The 17,475-nt window shown below is 51.5% G+C and carries 10 protein-coding genes; 4 read left to right on the top strand and 6 right to left on the bottom strand.

Translation table 11 applies throughout. From position 1 onward, the window contains the following. The first annotated feature begins 121 nt into the window (after positions 1–121). The 4 genes from HLUCCO03_RS05590 (at position 122) to HLUCCO03_RS05575 (ending at position 6,797) form a co-directional block, all read left to right on the top strand. Complete coding sequence (locus HLUCCO03_RS05590; RefSeq protein WP_027831944.1) at positions 122–1,837, top strand: NADH-ubiquinone oxidoreductase-F iron-sulfur binding region domain-containing protein; 1,716 nt, start codon at positions 122–124, stop codon at positions 1,835–1,837. A 10-nt stretch (positions 1,838–1,847) separates the two neighbouring features. Further along, the gene (gene fdhF / locus HLUCCO03_RS05585) at positions 1,848–4,727 is read left to right on the top strand and encodes a formate dehydrogenase subunit alpha (protein ID WP_027831945.1); all 2,880 of its coding nucleotides are present in this window, start codon (positions 1,848–1,850) and stop codon (positions 4,725–4,727) included. 226 nt (positions 4,728–4,953) lie between these two features. Beyond that, the gene (locus tag HLUCCO03_RS05580) at positions 4,954–5,139 is read left to right on the top strand and encodes a hypothetical protein (RefSeq protein WP_081813540.1); all 186 of its coding nucleotides are present in this window, start codon (positions 4,954–4,956) and stop codon (positions 5,137–5,139) included. Between the two features lie 248 nt (positions 5,140–5,387). Continuing rightward, positions 5,388–6,797 carry a DNA cytosine methyltransferase gene (locus HLUCCO03_RS05575; protein WP_036197458.1) on the top strand — a complete coding sequence of 470 codons (1,410 nt, stop codon included), beginning with the start codon at positions 5,388–5,390 and terminating at the stop codon, positions 6,795–6,797. A gap of 14 nt (positions 6,798–6,811) precedes the next feature. On the opposite strand, the gene HLUCCO03_RS19385 is transcribed toward HLUCCO03_RS05575, so the two are convergent. The 6 genes from HLUCCO03_RS19385 to HLUCCO03_RS05550 form a co-directional block, all read right to left on the bottom strand. Then, positions 6,812–7,423: a hypothetical protein gene (locus tag HLUCCO03_RS19385; protein WP_367142341.1), complete on the bottom strand. Its 612-nt coding sequence runs from the start codon at positions 7,421–7,423 to the stop codon at positions 6,812–6,814. 137 nt (positions 7,424–7,560) lie between these two features. Continuing rightward, the gene (locus HLUCCO03_RS05570; protein ID WP_027831946.1) at positions 7,561–9,162 is read right to left on the bottom strand and encodes a hypothetical protein; all 1,602 of its coding nucleotides are present in this window, start codon (positions 9,160–9,162) and stop codon (positions 7,561–7,563) included. Positions 9,163–9,174: 12 nt separating this feature from the next. Then, positions 9,175–10,659, bottom strand: coding sequence for a DNA/RNA helicase domain-containing protein (locus HLUCCO03_RS05565; protein WP_155939938.1), 1,485 nt, complete (start codon positions 10,657–10,659; stop codon positions 9,175–9,177). Continuing rightward, positions 10,643–12,523, bottom strand: coding sequence for a DrmB family protein (drmB, locus tag HLUCCO03_RS05560; protein WP_027831948.1), 1,881 nt, complete (start codon positions 12,521–12,523; stop codon positions 10,643–10,645). The genes HLUCCO03_RS05565 and drmB overlap by 17 nt, the downstream gene beginning before the upstream one ends. A 4-nt stretch (positions 12,524–12,527) precedes the next feature. Continuing rightward, positions 12,528–15,809, bottom strand: a complete 3,282-nt coding sequence (locus tag HLUCCO03_RS05555; protein ID WP_027831949.1) for a helicase-related protein — start codon at positions 15,807–15,809, stop codon at positions 12,528–12,530. Then, positions 15,796–17,400: a nuclease-related domain-containing protein gene (locus HLUCCO03_RS05550; protein WP_027831950.1), complete on the bottom strand. Its 1,605-nt coding sequence runs from the start codon at positions 17,398–17,400 to the stop codon at positions 15,796–15,798. Before HLUCCO03_RS05550 ends, HLUCCO03_RS05555 begins: the two co-directional genes overlap by 14 nt. Positions 17,401–17,475 lie beyond the last annotated feature (75 nt).

Genomic DNA, 17,475 nt, shown 5'->3' with positions numbered 1-17,475 from the left:
TCTCCGGCGCAAGTCCGACAGGCTGCTGGCGACAATCCGTCCGGATATGCTTCAATGAATGCCAAGTAGTCAGGCCAGCCAGCCAGGCTGCCTTCGGTACCTTCAGGCCTGGACAAAAACAATGAGCACAGACGATAAGAAGGTCAAACGCCGGCGCACCGCGCTTCGGGGCCGGCAACTCGAACCGGCCCTGTTGTCGGAGCTTCGGGACCTGATCGGTGACGAACGTAGCGATTCGTCATTGCGCAGAAGAGATCGTCTGATTGAACACCTGCATGCACTGCAGGACACCTACGGTTACCTCTCCATGCCCCGGCTACGGGCCCTGGCATCGTTCATGAATCTGCCCATGGCGGCTGTTTATGAAACCGCCACCTTCTACGCCCATTTCGACGTTATCCATGATGAACAGGCGCCACCGCCTGCGCTGACCCTGCGGGTTTGTGATTCGCTCTCCTGCCAACTGGCCGGGGCAGAGGCGCTGTATGAGGCGCTGGTTGCCGGGGCTGATCCATCACAGGTGAGGGTAAAGCGCGCGCCCTGCATGGGGCGCTGCGAGACGGCGCCGGTGGTGGAGGTTGGCCATCATCATGTTTGCCATGCCAATGCCGAAAATGTGGGTGCTGCTGTCGAACAGGGGCAGATTCACCCGGAGAAGATCCACTGGCAACGTCTTGCTGACTACCGTTCCAGCGGCGGTTATGGACTGCTGGCAGACTGCCGTGAAGGCCGGGTGAGCGTCGATTCGCTGGCAAAGGAACTTGAGCATGCCGGCCTGCGCGGACTGGGCGGCGCGGGATTCCCAACTTTCCGCAAATGGCAGGCAGTGCGGGCCGAACCCGGGCCACGTTATGCAGTGATCAACGCCGACGAGGGCGAGCCGGGCACCTTCAAGGACCGTTATTACCTGGAGTGCGAACCCCATGTTTTCCTGGAGGGCGCGCTGGTCAGTGCCTGGGCAGTTGAGGCGCAGGCCCTCTACATTTATCTGCGGGATGAATATCAGGGCCTGCATCGAGTGCTGACCGGCGCCATTACCGAGCTGGAAGCAGCCGAAATCGTCGAGCCAGGCTTTATCATTCTGCGCCGTGGCGCAGGCGCTTATATCTGCGGCGAGGAATCCGCCCTGATCGAGTCCCTGGAGGGCAAGCCCGGCAAGCCACGCCATCGCCCGCCTCTCGTTGCCCAGAAAGGCCTGTTTGATCGGCCCACACTGGTCAATAATGTCGAGACGGTTTACTGGATCCCGCGCATCCATGCCGAGGGCGCCGAATGGTTCGCCAGCCAGGGGCGGCATGGTCGCAAAGGGCTTCGAAGCTTTTCGGTGTCCGGCCGCGTCGCCCGGCCCGGGGTGCATGTGGCGCCTGCGGGGATCACTCTCAATGAATTGATAGAGGAATACTGCGGCGGCATGGCCGAAGGGCACCGGCTGCTGGCCTATCTGCCAGGAGGTGCCTCCGGTGGCATATTGCCGGCCAGCAAGGCCGACATCCCCCTGGACTTCGACACCCTGCAGGAACACGGCTGCTTTATCGGCTCTGCCGCAGTGATCGTGCTATCGGATCAGGACAATCTGCAGGCCGCCGCCGCCAACCTTCTAGGCTTCTTCGCGGATGAATCCTGCGGGCAATGCACTCCCTGCCGCGTGGGCACCGAGAAAATGCTCACCCTGCTGGAGCGCAAAACCTGGGATGAGGAAACGCTGCAGCAACTGGCCACGGTGATGGCGGATGCTTCCATCTGCGGCCTTGGCCAGGCCGCGCCCAATCCGGTGCTGAGCCTGCTGCGGGATTTTCGCAGCGAACTCGCCAGCCAGAATCTGATAGCCAAAGGGTAGGGAGTCAGCCATGAGCCATTCAAAAATAGCCATGAGCAACACCAACACTAGCTTCACCCTGACACTGGACGGCATTGAAGTTCAGGCCCACCCCGGCGAAACCCTGTGGCAGGTGGCCAAGCGCGCCGGTGAGACCATTCCGCACCTCTGTTTTAAAGACACACCGGGTTACCGGGCGGATGGCAATTGCCGCGCCTGCATGGTGGAAGTGGAAGGTGAGCGGGTGCTTGCCGCAAGCTGCATTCGCGAGGCGGCGCCGGGCATGGTTGTTCGCAGTGCCGGTTCCGGCCGTGCCCAGGCGGCCCGTAAAGCGGTGCTGGAATTGTTGCTGGCCGACCAGCCGGAACGTGAGAACAACCCGGACCGGTCCAGCCACCTGTGGGATACGGCGGATCAGTTGGCCATTGATGCCAGCGCCGTGCGACAGAAAATCCCGGCCCGATCGGATCGGGAAGGGCCAACCGTTCACCATGTGGAACCAAGATCCGATGCGCTTCCCCATGCCCGGGGCCATGACGCCACCCATTCCGCCATGAACGTTAACCTGGATGCCTGCATCACCTGCGGCCTGTGTGAGCGCGCCTGCCGCGAAGTGCAGGGCAACGACGTGATCGGGCTGGCACACCGTGGCGCGGCGTCCAAGGTGGTGTTCGACTTTGATGACCCCATGGGAGACAGCACCTGCGTTGCCTGTGGAGAATGCGTGCAGGCCTGCCCGACCGGGGCGCTGATGCCCGCCACCCTGATCGATGCCGAAGGCCGTGGAGACTCCGCCGTGGCCGATCGCACCGTGGATTCCGTCTGCCCCTATTGCGGGGTGGGCTGCCAGTTGACCTATCACGTGAAAGACGAGCCTTCCGAGGAACACGGACAACAGGGGCGAATCCTCTTTGTGGAAGGCAGGAACGGGCCCTCCAACCAGGGCCGGCTCTGCGTGAAGGGCCGCTTCGGTTTCGATTACCCCGCGCACCCGGCACGGCTGACCCGGCCATTGATCCGCTGGGAGGGCGTGCCCAAGGGCCTCGACCCCGACTTTGATCCGGCCAATCCGTTAACTCACTTTCGAGAGGCAAGCTGGGAAGAGGCACTGGATCTGGCGGCCACAGGATTAACAGAACTTAAGGGCCAACACGGCCCCAGTGCACTGGCCGGCTTCGGCAGTGCCAAGTGCTCCAACGAAGAAGCCTGGCTATTCCAGAAACTGGTGCGTACCGGTTTCGGTTCCAATCACGTTGACCACTGTACGCGGCTCTGCCACGCCAGTTCCGTGGCGGCGCTGATGGAATGCCTGGGCTCGGGCGCAGTGACCGCCTCGTTCATGCAGGCGCTTCAGGCGGATGTGGTGATCCTTACCGGCTGCAACCCCGCCGTGAACCATCCGGTGGCCGCCACATATTTCAAACAGGCGGCACGGAACGGCACCAAGCTGATCATCATCGACCCCCGGGGCCAGGCGCTGGATTCTTATGCCTGGCGCAGCCTGCGTTTTTCGCCAGGGGGCGACGTGTCGCTCTTCAACGCCATGCTCAATGTGATCATCAGCGAAGGGCTCTACGACCAGGCCTACATTGATGCCCATACCGAAGGCTTCGAGGCGCTGGCAACGAGTGTCGCGGATATGACCCCGGAGGCCATGAGCCCCGCCTGCGGTGTTGAACCAGACACCATTCGCGAGGTGGCCCGGGCCTACGCCGGTGCCGATAAAGCGATGATCTTCTGGGGCATGGGCATTTCACAGCACGTACATGGAACCGATAATGCCCGCTGCCTGATCTCCATGGCCCTGACCTGCGGCCATACCGGCCGGCCCGGCACTGGCCTGCATCCCCTGCGTGGTCAGAATAACGTCCAGGGCGCCTCGGACGCCGGCCTGATCCCCATGGTATTGCCCGACTACCAGCCGGTAGAGGACGCCCAGCTGCGCGCCGCCTTCGAAGAACTCTGGGATACCAAACTGGACCCCGAGCCAGGGCTTACGGTTGTGGAGATTATGGACGCCATCACGGCCGGGACCATCAAGGGCATGTACATCCTCGGCGAAAACCCCGCCATGTCCGACCCGGACCTGACCCACGCCCGCGCTGCACTTGGCACCCTTGAGCACCTGGTGGTGCAGGACCTGTTCGTCACTGAGACCGCCCAGTTTGCGGATGTGATCCTGCCGGCCACGGCTTGGTCTGAAAAGAACGGCACCGTAACCAACACCAACCGGCAGGTGCAAATGGGCCGCGCCGCGCTGGCGCCTCCGGGGCAGGCCAAGCCCGACTGGTGGATTATTCAGGAAATGGCCCGGCGTTTAGGGCTGGGGTGGGATTACGCCGGCCCCGAGCAGGTGTTCGCAGAGATGAAACAGGGCATGCACTCCCTCGACCATATCTCCTGGTCCCGACTGGAACGGGAAGGTTCGGTGACCTACCCATGTCCGGCCGACGACGAACCCGGCCAGGACGTGGTCTTCTCCGACGTATTCCCCCGCGCCGGAGGCCGGGCCAAACTCTCGCCAACCCGGCCGCTGCCGCCAGACGAACCCGTGGATGAGGCCTATCCCATGGTGTTGACCACCGGGCGACTGCTCGAGCACTGGCACACCGGCGCCATGACCCGCCGCAGCCGGGTACTGGATGAGCGGGAGCCCGAAGCAGCGGTCTATCTGGCACCCGCAGAGCTGGCTCGCCTAGGCGTGGCATCCGGCGAGGCCATCGACGTGGCCACCCGGCGTGGCAGCATCACCCTGACGGCACGGGTGGATCAGTCCATGCCCGAGGGCATGGTGTTCATACCCTTTGCCTTTGCGGAGGCAGCCGCGAACCTACTGACCAATCCGGCGCTGGATCCGTATGGGAAGATTCCGGAGTTTAAGTATGCGGCTTGTCGGTTGAGTCCGACTTAGCGTCCGCAACAAAACGGTCTCCTCCAGAACGACGTTGATTGTCGAATCGCGTCCGTAAAATATTGGCGGGCGGTCTAGAATGACGCGAAATTTCCCAGATTTCTCAGGGCCATAAAATGCCAAAGTTTTTGTATACCGCAGACTGGTAAATGGTCGATGAACAGCTACGGCATGCCACATTCAGCTGGGGCGGATTTCCGAGCTGAGTTTTGGGGCGCGGGAACAGATGGGGCTGATCAACCGCCTGGCTCATACCGATCTGCTGCGGGAAGCCGAAAGGTCGACCCTGGTGATACTGGACGAAACACTGGTACATAGGGACATTGAGCGCCTCGAAGATATGAAGCGCATCGTGTTTAATGCGGCCAGCCGGCATCAGATACTGCTGTTTACCTGCCATTCGAAAAAGTGACAGGATCTAGGAGTGCCGCCTGTGGATATTCAAGCATCGGAGGAACAGGGCACTCCGTCCCTCAAGACCTATGAGTAGGAGCCAATGTTCAACATCGCCGGCCGCTACTTGACCATGCTCCGAATGGTACCCCGGTAACCGAAACCGATCACCAAAATCGAGTTCGCAAGCCGACTTGATGAGCAGGGTTTCTCTAAGGGTGCTATGATGCAACCATCAAGGACGTCGGGCGCGAACAATTGAATCATATGAAGTTTATCGATTTGTTTACTGGGTGCGGAGGGCTATCCTTAGGCTTGCTTAAGGCGGGTCATCAGGGATTACTAGCCGTCGAAAAAAATGAGCAAGCGTTCGAGACGCTAAAGTTCAATTTGCTTGGTCAAAGTGACAAGTTTGATGGGCATTACGAATGGTTGGAGCATCCGAGCCTGAGTAAAAGTGCTCACGACATCACCAAGCTGTTGAGCGATCCTAGACTTACTGAATACCTGAGAGAGTTAGGTGATTCTGGGCAGGTTGATTTAGTTGCTGGCGGACCGCCATGCCAGGGATTTTCCACGGCGGGCAAACGTGAGCCGGATGACCCCAGAAATAGTTTGGTATTTGCCTATTTGGACTTCGTGAGCTTGGTTAAGCCCAGATACATTGTGATGGAGAACGTTCGAGGTATCGCACACGCGTTCGGTAAAAGTGGCGGCGGTGAAGCTGTATCGGAAAAAATTGAGAAGGAGCTTGCTAATACGGGGTATTTGACTGCTCATTTCATCGAAGACAGCAGTCAGTGGGGGGTGCCGCAGACCCGTCAAAGGTTTGTTCTGATTGGCATTAGGAAAGACTTGTTTGGCACGCTTTTTTCGGGAGAAGGGAGTGACCAAGCAGTTGATGAGCTGATTGCGGCAGGCAAAGCACTTAGGCCCCGACTTGAACATGGCTTGGAGTGTTTCGCTACCAGATTTCGTGCATCGCTCGGCTTAAAGCAAGGCTCTTTGGTCAGTGTAAAAGAGGCAATTGGCGATCTGAAAACAATGGATGCATCCGGCGCAAGAGACAAGAAATCCGCGACGGACTCCTCTGTGAGCGGCTTTCAGCAGATTGCGAAATCCGCCCCTATGACTGGCATCGATAGAAACTACCAAAGATTGATGTCCGCTGACTGGAACAAGGATTTACCAAACGGTGGGCTTCGCCTTCCGAAGCATAGCGAACCTGTGGCTGACAGGTTCAGTCGAATTTTAGACGACGTAGATAATCCAGCTTTCCAGAATCAGTATCTCCTCTCTAGGAGGAAGACGCTCCCAATCAAGTATCGAGAGGAGAGGCTGAACAGCAAGAAACACACATTGACGGTACTGCATCCTGATAAGCCGTCAGTCACTGTTACGACGCTACCCGATGACATCCTTCACTATGACGAACCACGAATCCTAACGGTTCGAGAATTGGCTCGCTTGCAGTCATTTCCAGATTGGTTCAGATTCGAAGGACCTTACACGACTGGCGGAAGCCTCAGGAAATCTACGTGTCCAAAGTACACGCAGGTGGGAAACGCCGTCCCACCGCTAATGGCGGAAGGTTTGGGTTGTTTCTTGCGTGATGAGTTAAAGAATATCGTAGATTCGTTTGTTCGAGATACGAAAGCTGCCTCAACTGCGGCATAGGCACACTATCTATTTCAAGTAGATGAGGGACATCTCTTGGTAAGGGGGCAGTGCTCACATTTTGGGCTCGCAGGAGCACAGATTTGTGCCGCGAGGTCTAGCATCCCCCAGTTGAGTGAAAGAGGTGAGACCTCCGATTCTCGCAATACTCGCCTGGCGATTATATTAAGGAAAGGGTCGTCACGAATATCAACAAGTCCACGAGAGCCGAAGTAACGCTCTAATAGCCGAGCCATGCTGCCGTCAAGCAGTGGTACTGGGCTTTTCTCTCGATAAAGGAGAACCGCATTAACGATGTAAGGTCCGAACCCGGGGAGCATTACAAGTTCCTCGGGGCTCTCGGGCAATGTGCCACCTCTGTTTTTAATTTCTGTCGCAAGTTTTCGCAGTGTTGCAGCTCGCCGCTGCCATAGTCCGAAAGGCTCAAGGGCTTTTTGAAGGTTGGCTGATTCACTGCGGGCAATGGTCAGCCAATCCGGGTAGAGCTCAAAAAAGTTCCCGATAAATCGATCCACGGTCTCAGCTCGCGTTCTCTGCAAGAGAAGTTCGGTTACGACTACCCGATACAGCGGGTAGTCATTTTTGCGCCAACTGAACTTTCGGCCATTTTCGGAGAACCACTCCATGATCTGAAAAACGAACCAGGAGATAGTATTACTAGGTATAGCAAGGGCTCGATTTTCGGCTTGTTTGCGCCGTGGACTGCACTTCTTTGTTCCCATGGCGTTACCCCCCGCGCCGCCAGCGCCCTTACGGAAGAGGCTTAGATCGTAGAGACTAACTCCTCGATTAACGCACCTCCGTCGGCTACCTGCTCTACATGGTGCCATAGTTCGTCGCGATCCATAGTGTCGACCATTTGCAACCGTGTAAGGAGAAGCTTGCCTTCTTCATTAACGCCGAGAGCGACCCCTTGTTCCGTCACTAATTTTAGTACCTGAAGGCGAGTGTTTGCCTTGCTCAAGACACCGTGTTTCAGTGACGTTTCGTATTGGACGTGCACCTCGTTTAGCTGGTGATTACTCATAGAGTTGAATATTTTTAGCGTGACTACAATCGGCTTGGACTGAACATACTTTCTCACAGCTATGTCGCCAGAGTGCTCGTCTCTGAACGGCTCAATTGAGAATGTTCGTAGCGTCGATACTACTAGCTGTTCCTCAGGGCTAATATCTCTGGTTGTTGCTCCAATTTCTTTTCCGTTGACTGCTAAGTCATATGTTACGCGAAGGTCTTCATTTCCTTTTCTGGTGCTAAGTTCGATTACGGCTTTTGATGCAAAGCAGCAATCCAGAATTGCTGACGCCCAGGAGCTTTTTTGGGTGCCGAAGGAGCTAAAGAAGTCGCTAGTGAGTTGGCTAAAGCGGCTGCGTAATGAGAAAAAATACTTGGCAATTGCTTCTACCTGATCTGAAAACCGGAACCTATTTCTTAGTTCAGAAAATTCGCTTGCTGTCTTGGCCATTAATGAAACGTAGAACCCGAACTGAAATGCCTTTTCTGGGCTTTTTTCATCTAGTTGTGGATGAGGTTCCATTCCCATGAAAACGCTTGAAATTTTCTCAAGAAAAGAAATTGACTTCTTTACTTCGCTACTATCCTCTGGAATGGAATGCAATTTTTCTTGAAGCAGGTCAACGATCTCCATTTGGTCGGAGCGAGCATCAATGCTATCGGACCTGCAAAGCTCCCAATACTCACGTAACAGGAGATTGAGCCCTTTTGGCGGTAGCGTAACGCCAAGGTGCGATACTAGCTCAGATATAGCCACATCTACGTCATTTCGTGTCGATAGAATAGGGATTTCCTTTCGTGAATTTCCTTTTAAATGATTATGGAGTGCGTAGGTGAAAGCTATGATTGATTTCCCATCGTTAATTAGCCTTTCTTTCGAGCAAGTGTCATCTATATCTATCTTTTTATTCTCAATCAGTTCTACATCACCTCCAATATCATTCGAGGCAAATTCTTTACATTCCATAAGCGATTCGCTAACAGATACGGGAAGGTTTTCTATGTCCAAATCGCTCATGTAATGGTATTTTGATATGAATTCGTTTAGTGCCTCTTCGGATGAAAAGTGAATTCTTTTAATTTCATTTATGGATAGCGCGGATTTGACTCTATATAGTTGAACTTTTTTTCTGCCCAATTTGCATGGGAGAGAATAGGCCCGACCTTTAAGCTCCACCTCACAGCAAATAGGAAGTGGAGAGTCCTCTATATTCTTAACCACAACAGTGTTCGGCCAAAGCCTGGTGTGGATATCATTATATTGGACTTTGCTTGTGGAGACGCCGATGAATCCTGAGCTCAAAAATTCCACTAGCCCAATTTCTGTAATGGGGATGTAGAAATTGTTCATAATATTTTCCACTTAGGCTGTAGTCATTAAGTCTTTTTCAACTCTATGGCACCCGATCTCTTTTATCAAACGAACGATGTTTTGCTTATCGAGACCACTTGTGTATTCTTTGATTCCATGCTTCAAAATCATATGTTTTTTCGAGCTTTCAATTAAGCTGGATAAGAGGAGTGGAGCATCATCCCCGAGAGATAGAATTTCATCTGCCAATGTGTCTGCTCTAATTTGATCAGCCATTTCCTCTGTTTCTGACCACGGAACATGCTTGAGCTTCTCACGCAACTCCGACTTCCATTCAGTGTTGGCAGTATATCCACAGAGCCTGGATTCGGGTGAGGGAAGTAATCGAGTTATTTGTGGTAGTGAGTCGCCAAAGCACACAATATCAAAAAATAATGTATTTCTGGCTCGCGATGAAACAACGTACATATCTTTTATTAATTCTTGTGCACTTGCATCGAATGCTCGGCTATCCCTATGCATATTCACTATAAAGACAGCATCAAACTCTAGCCCTTTTGAACTCTTGTTGTGAAGTACAGTAATAGAGGGTGGCGTTCCGAATTTTAGGTATTTGGCGTCATGGTGAATGCTTTCTTTAGCAGGTCCGTTCACGTACATTTGCACTGTATGCTTTGATTTTTTTTCTTCTTTGGCCTTATTAAGCTCGGAATATATGTTTTTCACATCACCTTTTTTCCCAAATGACAGAACGCCAACCTCAACCTGACCATTGTTTATGACAAAATTTGTTATATGCTCGGCAACTGCAGCGTGGTCCGGAAGCATTATTACTTGAGGCTTCATTCCGCCACGATCTGGGGCTTTAGCCGCTGACCTACCAGTTAATTGGTAAAAAGTTGAAAATTCAGATATCTCTCGAGTGTTCCGGTAGTTTTTAAAAAGCCGCCAATATCTTTTGTTTCGAACGCCAACATCTAATGTTTGCCGAATTTCTTGCAAGGTAGAATTATTCTCGGTAATTGTTTGGTTTTCGTCGGCAAAAACAGTAAGCGTAGGGCGAGAAGCTTCTTCCAACAATGGATGGTCTATCAGGTCCATAAAAGCTTCATACATAGATACCGGGAAATCCTGCCCCTCATCGATTATAAGGTGTCCCCAGCAAAGTCTATGCAAAATCGAAATATCAGTTGTTTCTCGAATAGTCTTGCCAATCGCTTGCCAGTTTATGTCGAACCGAGTCTTATGCGGTGCACGCTTCTTGAAGGCATGTCGGAACCAATGGTCCACCCATTTGTGCAAGTTACAAATGGTTATGTCATGCTCAATGTCGACGCTATCTGCATACTTGGAAAGCACGTTGTTGAACATTAACAAGGTAACCGGCTTTCCCCCTTTTGATAGCCTAAGAGCCCGATGGAAAGCCACCACGGTTTTTCCTGTCCCAGGAGGTCCAGTAACTAATACTGCCCTATTGGCAGGTGATTCAGTGTAAATTCCGCGCTGATCTGAATCTAATTCAGCAAACGTTGGCATCCTCACGTGCTGTCTCCTCTACAAAACTTAGAAAGCCCAAAGGCTCACCAAACTTTTCGCCCATCCCTGACAGAAGTAAACGATTGAGCCCTGCATTCTGGTGTCCGCAACTGGTCTCGGAGACAAGGGCACAACAATGACATGCTGCCTGATTGACGCCTTGGAACCCGGATTCCTTAGTTTCGCGACACACGGGGTCTGCGGAACACCAGCTAGTCAGGTTGCTTAGATTTCTCAGAAGATGAGATTGAATTTCGGGACGAGCCTGATCAACGAGGCCGCCTAGTGTGCCCTCAGTGTCTGTGTCTGTCGTGTAAATGAGTATTCCTGCTCGTTTTTCGTCGGGGACACAGAAAATTCGTTCCCTTAGGGCTGAAGATGAGTACCCCGAGCGGAAAGTTAGGTCTCGGATTAAAATGTGGGCGACAGTATGAGCAAGTATGAATATTGGGTCCTCTACAACACCGATCTTAACTCTTTCCTGAAGTTTCTCTAGTGCATTGAGTTGCTTTGTGAGGGCGTGACTGACTTGCTGGCCAGATTTCTCCAACCAGGTAGTTAGGGTGTCTTGATTAAATTCAAAATATATACCTTCCCCAAAAGCCTCAATTGCGGGTACCCAATTCTGATTCCCGCCAAGGTCAGGCGAAAGTTCGGTTTTTCCTTCTCCTCGAACAAAACCTTTGAATGCCCTTACTTCTCGGAGACGCTTTACCTGACCAATTCTCGAGAATACCCGGCTAAGAATTGGGTCGGCGTCCTCAGAGCAATCGTTAAAGAAAACTTTGAAATTTGGTTGTTCAATGTCCTTTCCTTGTGCGAGAAGAGCATACTCTGCGTCCAGAAGCTCTAACTGAGCATCTTCTGCTTCCTCGAGTTCGGGAGCTGCCGTTGTAAGCTCATTTAATAGGAACTGAAAACCGTACTCGACTAGTTCATCCTCGTCGTCTGTAAATATCTCTGCAATGTTAGCCAATTGATCCCGAATATCTTCCGATTTCTGCATCACTTTAGTTTGAAGGATCTGCCGAGTCCCCTGAGATCGTTCTATAAGTTTTTGACACTTTCTTTCTATCGCAGTTCTTGCCTGAGAACTGATATCACTTTTGAATTGCGAGTGAACTCCTTCTTCAATATCTAAAGCGGAGAGAACCAAAGAGCGGTGGATAGAGGAGCTCCCGCGCGGTTCGATCTTCATTTGTGCTTTGCAAGCCTCCCGATCTTCGAATTTTTGCCAAGGCTGCCTGCCGTAACAAGACTGGCCATAACCTTCAACGACATTCGGCTTAGCGACCTGACGCTGGATATCGGACAAATCCTTTTCTAGCCCACATCTGTCGCATTTGACTTTCATTTCTAGGAAGTCACCGCCCGCACGACCTCCAGAAGTAAACTTGAGAGAGTCTTTATCTTTGCATTGACCATTTTCTGCCGCGCTAGCTTTTTGGTGGACCCATTCCCACCAATTAATTTCGGTAAGGTGCCCATTGCTGCAGTAAGCTACAAAGCGCATGGGTATCATTTCTGGTTTGTGTTTGCACTCGGCATTTTTGCAACGTGGGCAAAGTCCCTCTTCGTTTTCATAATCCTCTTTTTTCGAAATCTTCCTCATCCGATTGCACGCCGGGCAATAATACCAACGAGGGAAGCGTTCGACTGGCACAGCTTCTTCCTCATTTGCGTTTCCCGAGAAAGTTCGGAGGCTTTTTCCTTGAATAAGCCGAGACAGACGGGCGCACTCGATTCTTTCTCTGGCATCCCAATAGGTCGTATCTTTGACAACAAAGGTTTCACCATTAGCATCAACGATCGCGCCAACTCCGAAGGTTTGAATTAGTTGGGCTCTTCTGATTTCGCCTTTCATGTTGTTACCTAAATTTCATGGGGATTGATACATCGACCGATCTCATTGATCGCATAGTGGGGAATCCAGATGAATGCCTCCCAGAAAAATCACTCATCAGGGAATGATCTCCCCGGCTGTTCGAGTAATAAACCAGATCCGTAAACTCATCCGCGAGATGTCGCCAACGTTCTATGACCTGATCATAAAGACGTAGAATGGTTTCTCTTTCATGAGATTGATGCAGAGGATCGGGGTATGACGCAAGTAACCTGTCTTTTAATAGGTCGAGTATTTTTTTCGTTTCTGGTTTTTCGAACGAGCTCACTCTAGGATGGTTATTCAAATCCTTGATGGAGTGTCTCAAAGAAATAATAATTGCGGCGTGCAAAGCGCGCTCGAGAGCCTGTTCACTGCCAGGCGTTACGCTGGTCGGTTCGACAAGCCGGTAAAGTGTTTCATGGTAGGCTCTGAAATGTTCGTAGTGACTTCTGTCTCTCGGTTTTGAGGGTGAGTAAAGGGTTAACACCAAACCTGGCCCCCTCTTTGATGGAGCTCGGCCAACCCTCGAAGAAGCTTGAATGTACTCTGCCGTAGTTTTAGGTTGTCCGTTGATCATCATTGCGCCGAGCCGATCAATATCCACACCGACAGAAATCATATTTGTCGCCGGAATAAAGTCTCTGACGGGAGTATCGCGATTATCTGACAGCGGTATTAGAAGATTTCCTCGTGTTTCAGAGATGCTTTTCACGCCCTGACTACTCACTTCCTCCTTGCGAAGTTCTTTGAGATTGGTTTCGTCCAACCTTTGAATTGCCCGATATACGCGCATTCTTGAAAGAATTTCATCGTTCGTAGACGCATTGATTAGCCCGAGCTCTCTTTTACTATTGCAGTAACAGACCAGAGACCACAGGAAATCAATCTCTTTGGCACTCAATGAATTTGACTCACAGACTCCTCGAACTGCTTGGAGCATCGCCGCAGCGGTCCAGTGGGCTGCAGAGGTGGAGTTCAAGCCTTGGGCCATGATTCCCATATATAGACGTGAGCTTTGGAGGTCTCGGTCTTCCTTAGAAAAGAAGGAGTCAGCGGAAGAGATTCCTCGAGGCGGAAATATTGCGGAACTTCTGCCCAGGAGGCGTTGTATCTGGGTGTCAGAATCGCGGACGGTTGCGCTCGATGCAATATACTTTGGTCCACGCTCCCCAAACCCGAGTGCTTGATTCTGGAACCTGATGATGGCGTCGAAGGCGCTCTCGTAAACTGCAGCTATGGTGCCGAGTGGACCTGATATGAGATGCAGTTCGTCCTGAATTATCAGACTTGGAGGAGCCTTTTTCCCATCTCTTCCTTTAAAGATGCTTCCTTCCCGTTTGCCAAAAGCGAAATTAGCGAATTTGTCGACCGTGCCAAGAAGAAAACTGGGCGGCGTTTCAAAAATATCCTCATCGACAGTTTTGATGGGTAGTCCTGTTGAATTCGAAAACAAACAGCCATCATTTGTGCAATGGACGTGAACGTGGTTTTCAACGATCGAGTAGCCTAGCTGGGAGAGGTCTGGCTCTCCGTTATCATCAAACTTTGGTTCGCTAGGTAGTAGAGATGTGCCGCAGTTGGGACAGTAGTCTAGTTGGAAAAGATGATCCTCGGCGGGATTGTTCTGGAGTTTTGAGATTGCTTGTTCGGCGTCAGCGATTTTGTTGTAAGAAACCGAGCCACCAGCGTACAACCCTAGAGAAAAAGGAGCATCGCCAAGCTTGTAGTCGCAAGCCTGGCGCAGCTTCTCCAATGCACAAATCAAAGAGCCGGTTCGTGCGAATTGGTCGGCCGTCAGGAAACGAAGAGTGTATCTAGTAATCACCCCGGTTCCGCTTCCAGTGTCTGGATCAGCGAATCGGTGCCGTCGCCGGATTAGCTCGTAGGCTGCCAATAGCAGATAAGCTTCGGTTTTACCGCCACCCGTAGAGAACCAAATCAAATCTACAGTGCTGGCGTCCTCTTCCTCCGGGTGTTCGAGGTCAAACATTGTGAGGAGAAAAAATGCCAACTGGAATGGACGCCAGCTGTTGGGAAGCTGGTCTGGAATCGTGTTGTCGCCCGGGTGGACTGCCTCGTCGGCAGGAATCGGCCAACTTTTTCCTTCGCTGCTTCTGGCTGTCCGTAACGTGTTGATCCTATCATTCTGATCCATCTGTATTAGCATTGCTGCGTTTGCAAGTTGGAATGCTTGCCAACAGTCGTCCCTCTGCTCAAGAAGATCAACGCTACGGTGCATCCTGTCGAAACACTTCGACATCTCAGAAATAAGGTGATCTCGAGACCTTTCATACCTCTGTGGAACCGAAATTGCCTTTTGGAGCTCAATCCATTCCCCATAGAAATTGATGAACGCTTTGAGCTTTGAAACTGCATCATTTTTTGAGGTGTCCGACGAGGCGAGGTAACCAAGCCGAAGAACTTCAGATGAATCGAATACTCGTCCATCGTCCAGCTGAAGGCTATCGAATATCGGTCTGTAGACGCGTGCAGATGGTGCGTAGTCAATACTCACAGTGTCGGCCAAGCTTCCATCGCTCAGCCAAGACACGGATGCGCCGTGACCCACAGCAAAAACGGAGTTCTGCGAATACTGGAGTGCCAGTACCTCCTCCTCTAAATCGTCGATGTTGGAGCTAACGTCTTCGTAGGGCAGAATGCCGCCTTCTGCGCTACAAGAAAGAGTAACTTGATAAATGCGCTTCTCGATATTTTTTGTTGCTTCAACGTTTTCTTTGTCTGTAGTCTTATGAGCGTTCAACAGAGCAACAGTAATAATCTCGGTGCTAGGACTAAAGTTTGATTCTCTTCGAGCAACTCTAATTTTGCCGGCGCCCCCGAGTACTTCGAATCGCTGGCTTTCGTCCGTGTTTACCGTCAATTGGCTATCGGGTAGTTGATGCCTCTGCCATTTTTGAGGTGACTTTTCTTCCAGTTCATAGTGTCCGCCCCCAGCCTGAACGAATACATCGGAGCCTTTACGAACACAAAAAGAGATAGCAACTGACGACGGAAGCATCTCGTTTGCCAGAGAGAGAGGGTTCTCAGAATCTGCAGAGAACTCATCGCTTCCTCCAGTGTCTGCAGACTCCGGGGTCTCTTCCTGTTGTAGTTGCCCGCGTGTCGAACCGACCGGATAAAGAATTCCAGCCAAATAACGGAGGGAGAGACGTCCAGATACCTTTTCATCGGGACCATCATAAGGTCCAATCAGCAGGCTCTTGATCTCTTCAGAGACACGATCTCTTATATCAGCTCGGTTCATGATTCGATTCCTGCAACCGCATGGCTTGCTTCATTAATGAGTCTTTGTTTTTGGTCATGACGAAACATATTGCTCTCGCTCGTGACACACTTTTATATAGATAGTCTTTTAGATCAGAGTCTTCTATTTTCGGAGGTACCCAGGCATACACAACTTCTGACTCAAGCCCTTTAAAACTCTCCGAATCGCTTATCAAAAGGTTTTTGTTAAGGGCTTCGTTACCGAAAGTGCTTGAGTGAAACTCGCCAGAAAAGCCCTCCGGGTAGATGATTACCGTCGACTCCGTTGGCGAATCATCAAGAACTGGGTTCGAAGCTACTTGCTCAAGCAGGCTGGAGAACCTGTGCTCGTTTTCGATGAGGACCTCCGGTCCGGCTCCTGCCATTACGGTTTCACCCATTCTTGCGTGGCAGATGGCTTCCAGCCACCGAACGACATTCGGGGTATTCCTAACATTCCGCTTCAGTGGAAAGATTGAATTGTTCCCGGTCAGCCCCTTGATGAATTCGAAGACTTCTTCAGACATGTGTAGCTCGGCGCCGAGTTGGTTTTGGAAATCGCCAAACCAACGCCAGCGTGAGTTGTCCATCCCTCGACGTAGTTTCTTGTCGAGGTCGTGAAGGGTTTGCTCATCACATAAATCTTGGCCTTCGTCCACATAAAGAATGTCGAATCGATTGTCTTCTATGTTGGCTAGGTCCTCGGGTCCCAGTACGCAAACGTCTAAATCTTTGAGAAGCAGTTGGAGCTTTGAACGCAGCTTCTCCGGGCGTGTGAGAATCAGGACTGCCTTCCCGGCAAGTACGTCTTTTCTAACTAGATGAGTAAGGACGAAAGTTTTTCCTGTGCCAGCGCCACCATCGATTAGCAGGCGGTCAAAGCTTTCCAAAGCATCGAGGAGTCTGTATTGCTCCTCAGTCAGCTCATGTTGAGACTTTAAGAGGAAGTTCCTTACCCCGGCGGGATAAGATTGCTCCAGACTTGGTCTTAATTTGTTAGCGATGAACTCGACTTCTTGCTTGGAAAGTCCTGGGTTTTGAACTCGTCGTTTTGTTGGCGTGAGGTGGTAGTCCTTCGTCTCTTCGAGCCGTTTCAGAAGCCCATCGACTGTGAATTCTTGGTCTCCCAAAACGACTTCTCGAGGTAGCTCAGGGCAGTTAAGCGTTTGTAGGCTCGACTCATCGTTTTGGAATAGCGCCACCATATAGGCGCAGTCAATGCGTCCTCTCAGCTCGGGGAAATGTTTGAAAAGCCAATTGTCGCGCCAGTAAAGAGTAGCGTCTTTCGCTTGGACATATGGTGACTTCTTTTTCGTATAGGCAATATCCATGTTGGATTTATGGACTCGCCAATCACCCTCTCGGCTCGACAAAAAGCCGGTTTTGACCTCAACTCCGTAAATGCAGGTTTGCGTTAAGATAAGGAAGTCTATCTCATACCAGCTTTGTTTCTTATCGCCCCTCAAATTCTGGCTATGCAATGCAATGCTCTTCTCTGGGAAGGGTAATTTTTGCAGAACCTCAAAGAAACGATGCTCTGCCTGATTCCCAGGCTTCTCCCCGTCCCAAATATAAGAAGGAATGATCTTCATAAAAGTAGTTACCTATCCATGTTTGGGTATCTCGCGTAGCTCAAACATGCTTGGAGCGTGGCGCCGATTACAATT

The sequence above is a fragment of the Marinobacter sp. HL-58 genome, assembly GCF_001314605.1.
GTDB lineage: Bacteria > Pseudomonadota > Gammaproteobacteria > Pseudomonadales > Oleiphilaceae > Marinobacter.
The sequence above is the reverse complement of the archived record's forward strand: the minus strand, read 5'-3'. Positions and strand labels throughout refer to the sequence as shown.

Coding starts and splice junctions, on each gene's coding strand:
- HLUCCO03_RS05555 (WP_027831949.1), bottom strand. CDS start 15,809: ATGAACCGAGCTGATATAAGAGATCGTGTCTCTGAAGAGATCAAGAGC.
- HLUCCO03_RS05580 (WP_081813540.1), top strand. CDS start 4,954: ATGGGGCTGATCAACCGCCTGGCTCATACCGATCTGCTGCGGGAAGCC.
- HLUCCO03_RS05550 (WP_027831950.1), bottom strand. CDS start 17,400: ATGAAGATCATTCCTTCTTATATTTGGGACGGGGAGAAGCCTGGGAAT.
- HLUCCO03_RS05570 (WP_027831946.1), bottom strand. CDS start 9,162: ATGAACAATTTCTACATCCCCATTACAGAAATTGGGCTAGTGGAATTT.
- HLUCCO03_RS05575 (WP_036197458.1), top strand. CDS start 5,388: ATGAAGTTTATCGATTTGTTTACTGGGTGCGGAGGGCTATCCTTAGGC.
- HLUCCO03_RS05590 (WP_027831944.1), top strand. CDS start 122: ATGAGCACAGACGATAAGAAGGTCAAACGCCGGCGCACCGCGCTTCGG.
- HLUCCO03_RS05565 (WP_155939938.1), bottom strand. CDS start 10,659: ATGCCAACGTTTGCTGAATTAGATTCAGATCAGCGCGGAATTTACACT.
- drmB (WP_027831948.1), bottom strand. CDS start 12,523: ATGAAAGGCGAAATCAGAAGAGCCCAACTAATTCAAACCTTCGGAGTT.
- HLUCCO03_RS19385 (WP_367142341.1), bottom strand. CDS start 7,423: ATGGAGTGGTTCTCCGAAAATGGCCGAAAGTTCAGTTGGCGCAAAAAT.
- fdhF (WP_027831945.1), top strand. CDS start 1,848: ATGAGCCATTCAAAAATAGCCATGAGCAACACCAACACTAGCTTCACC.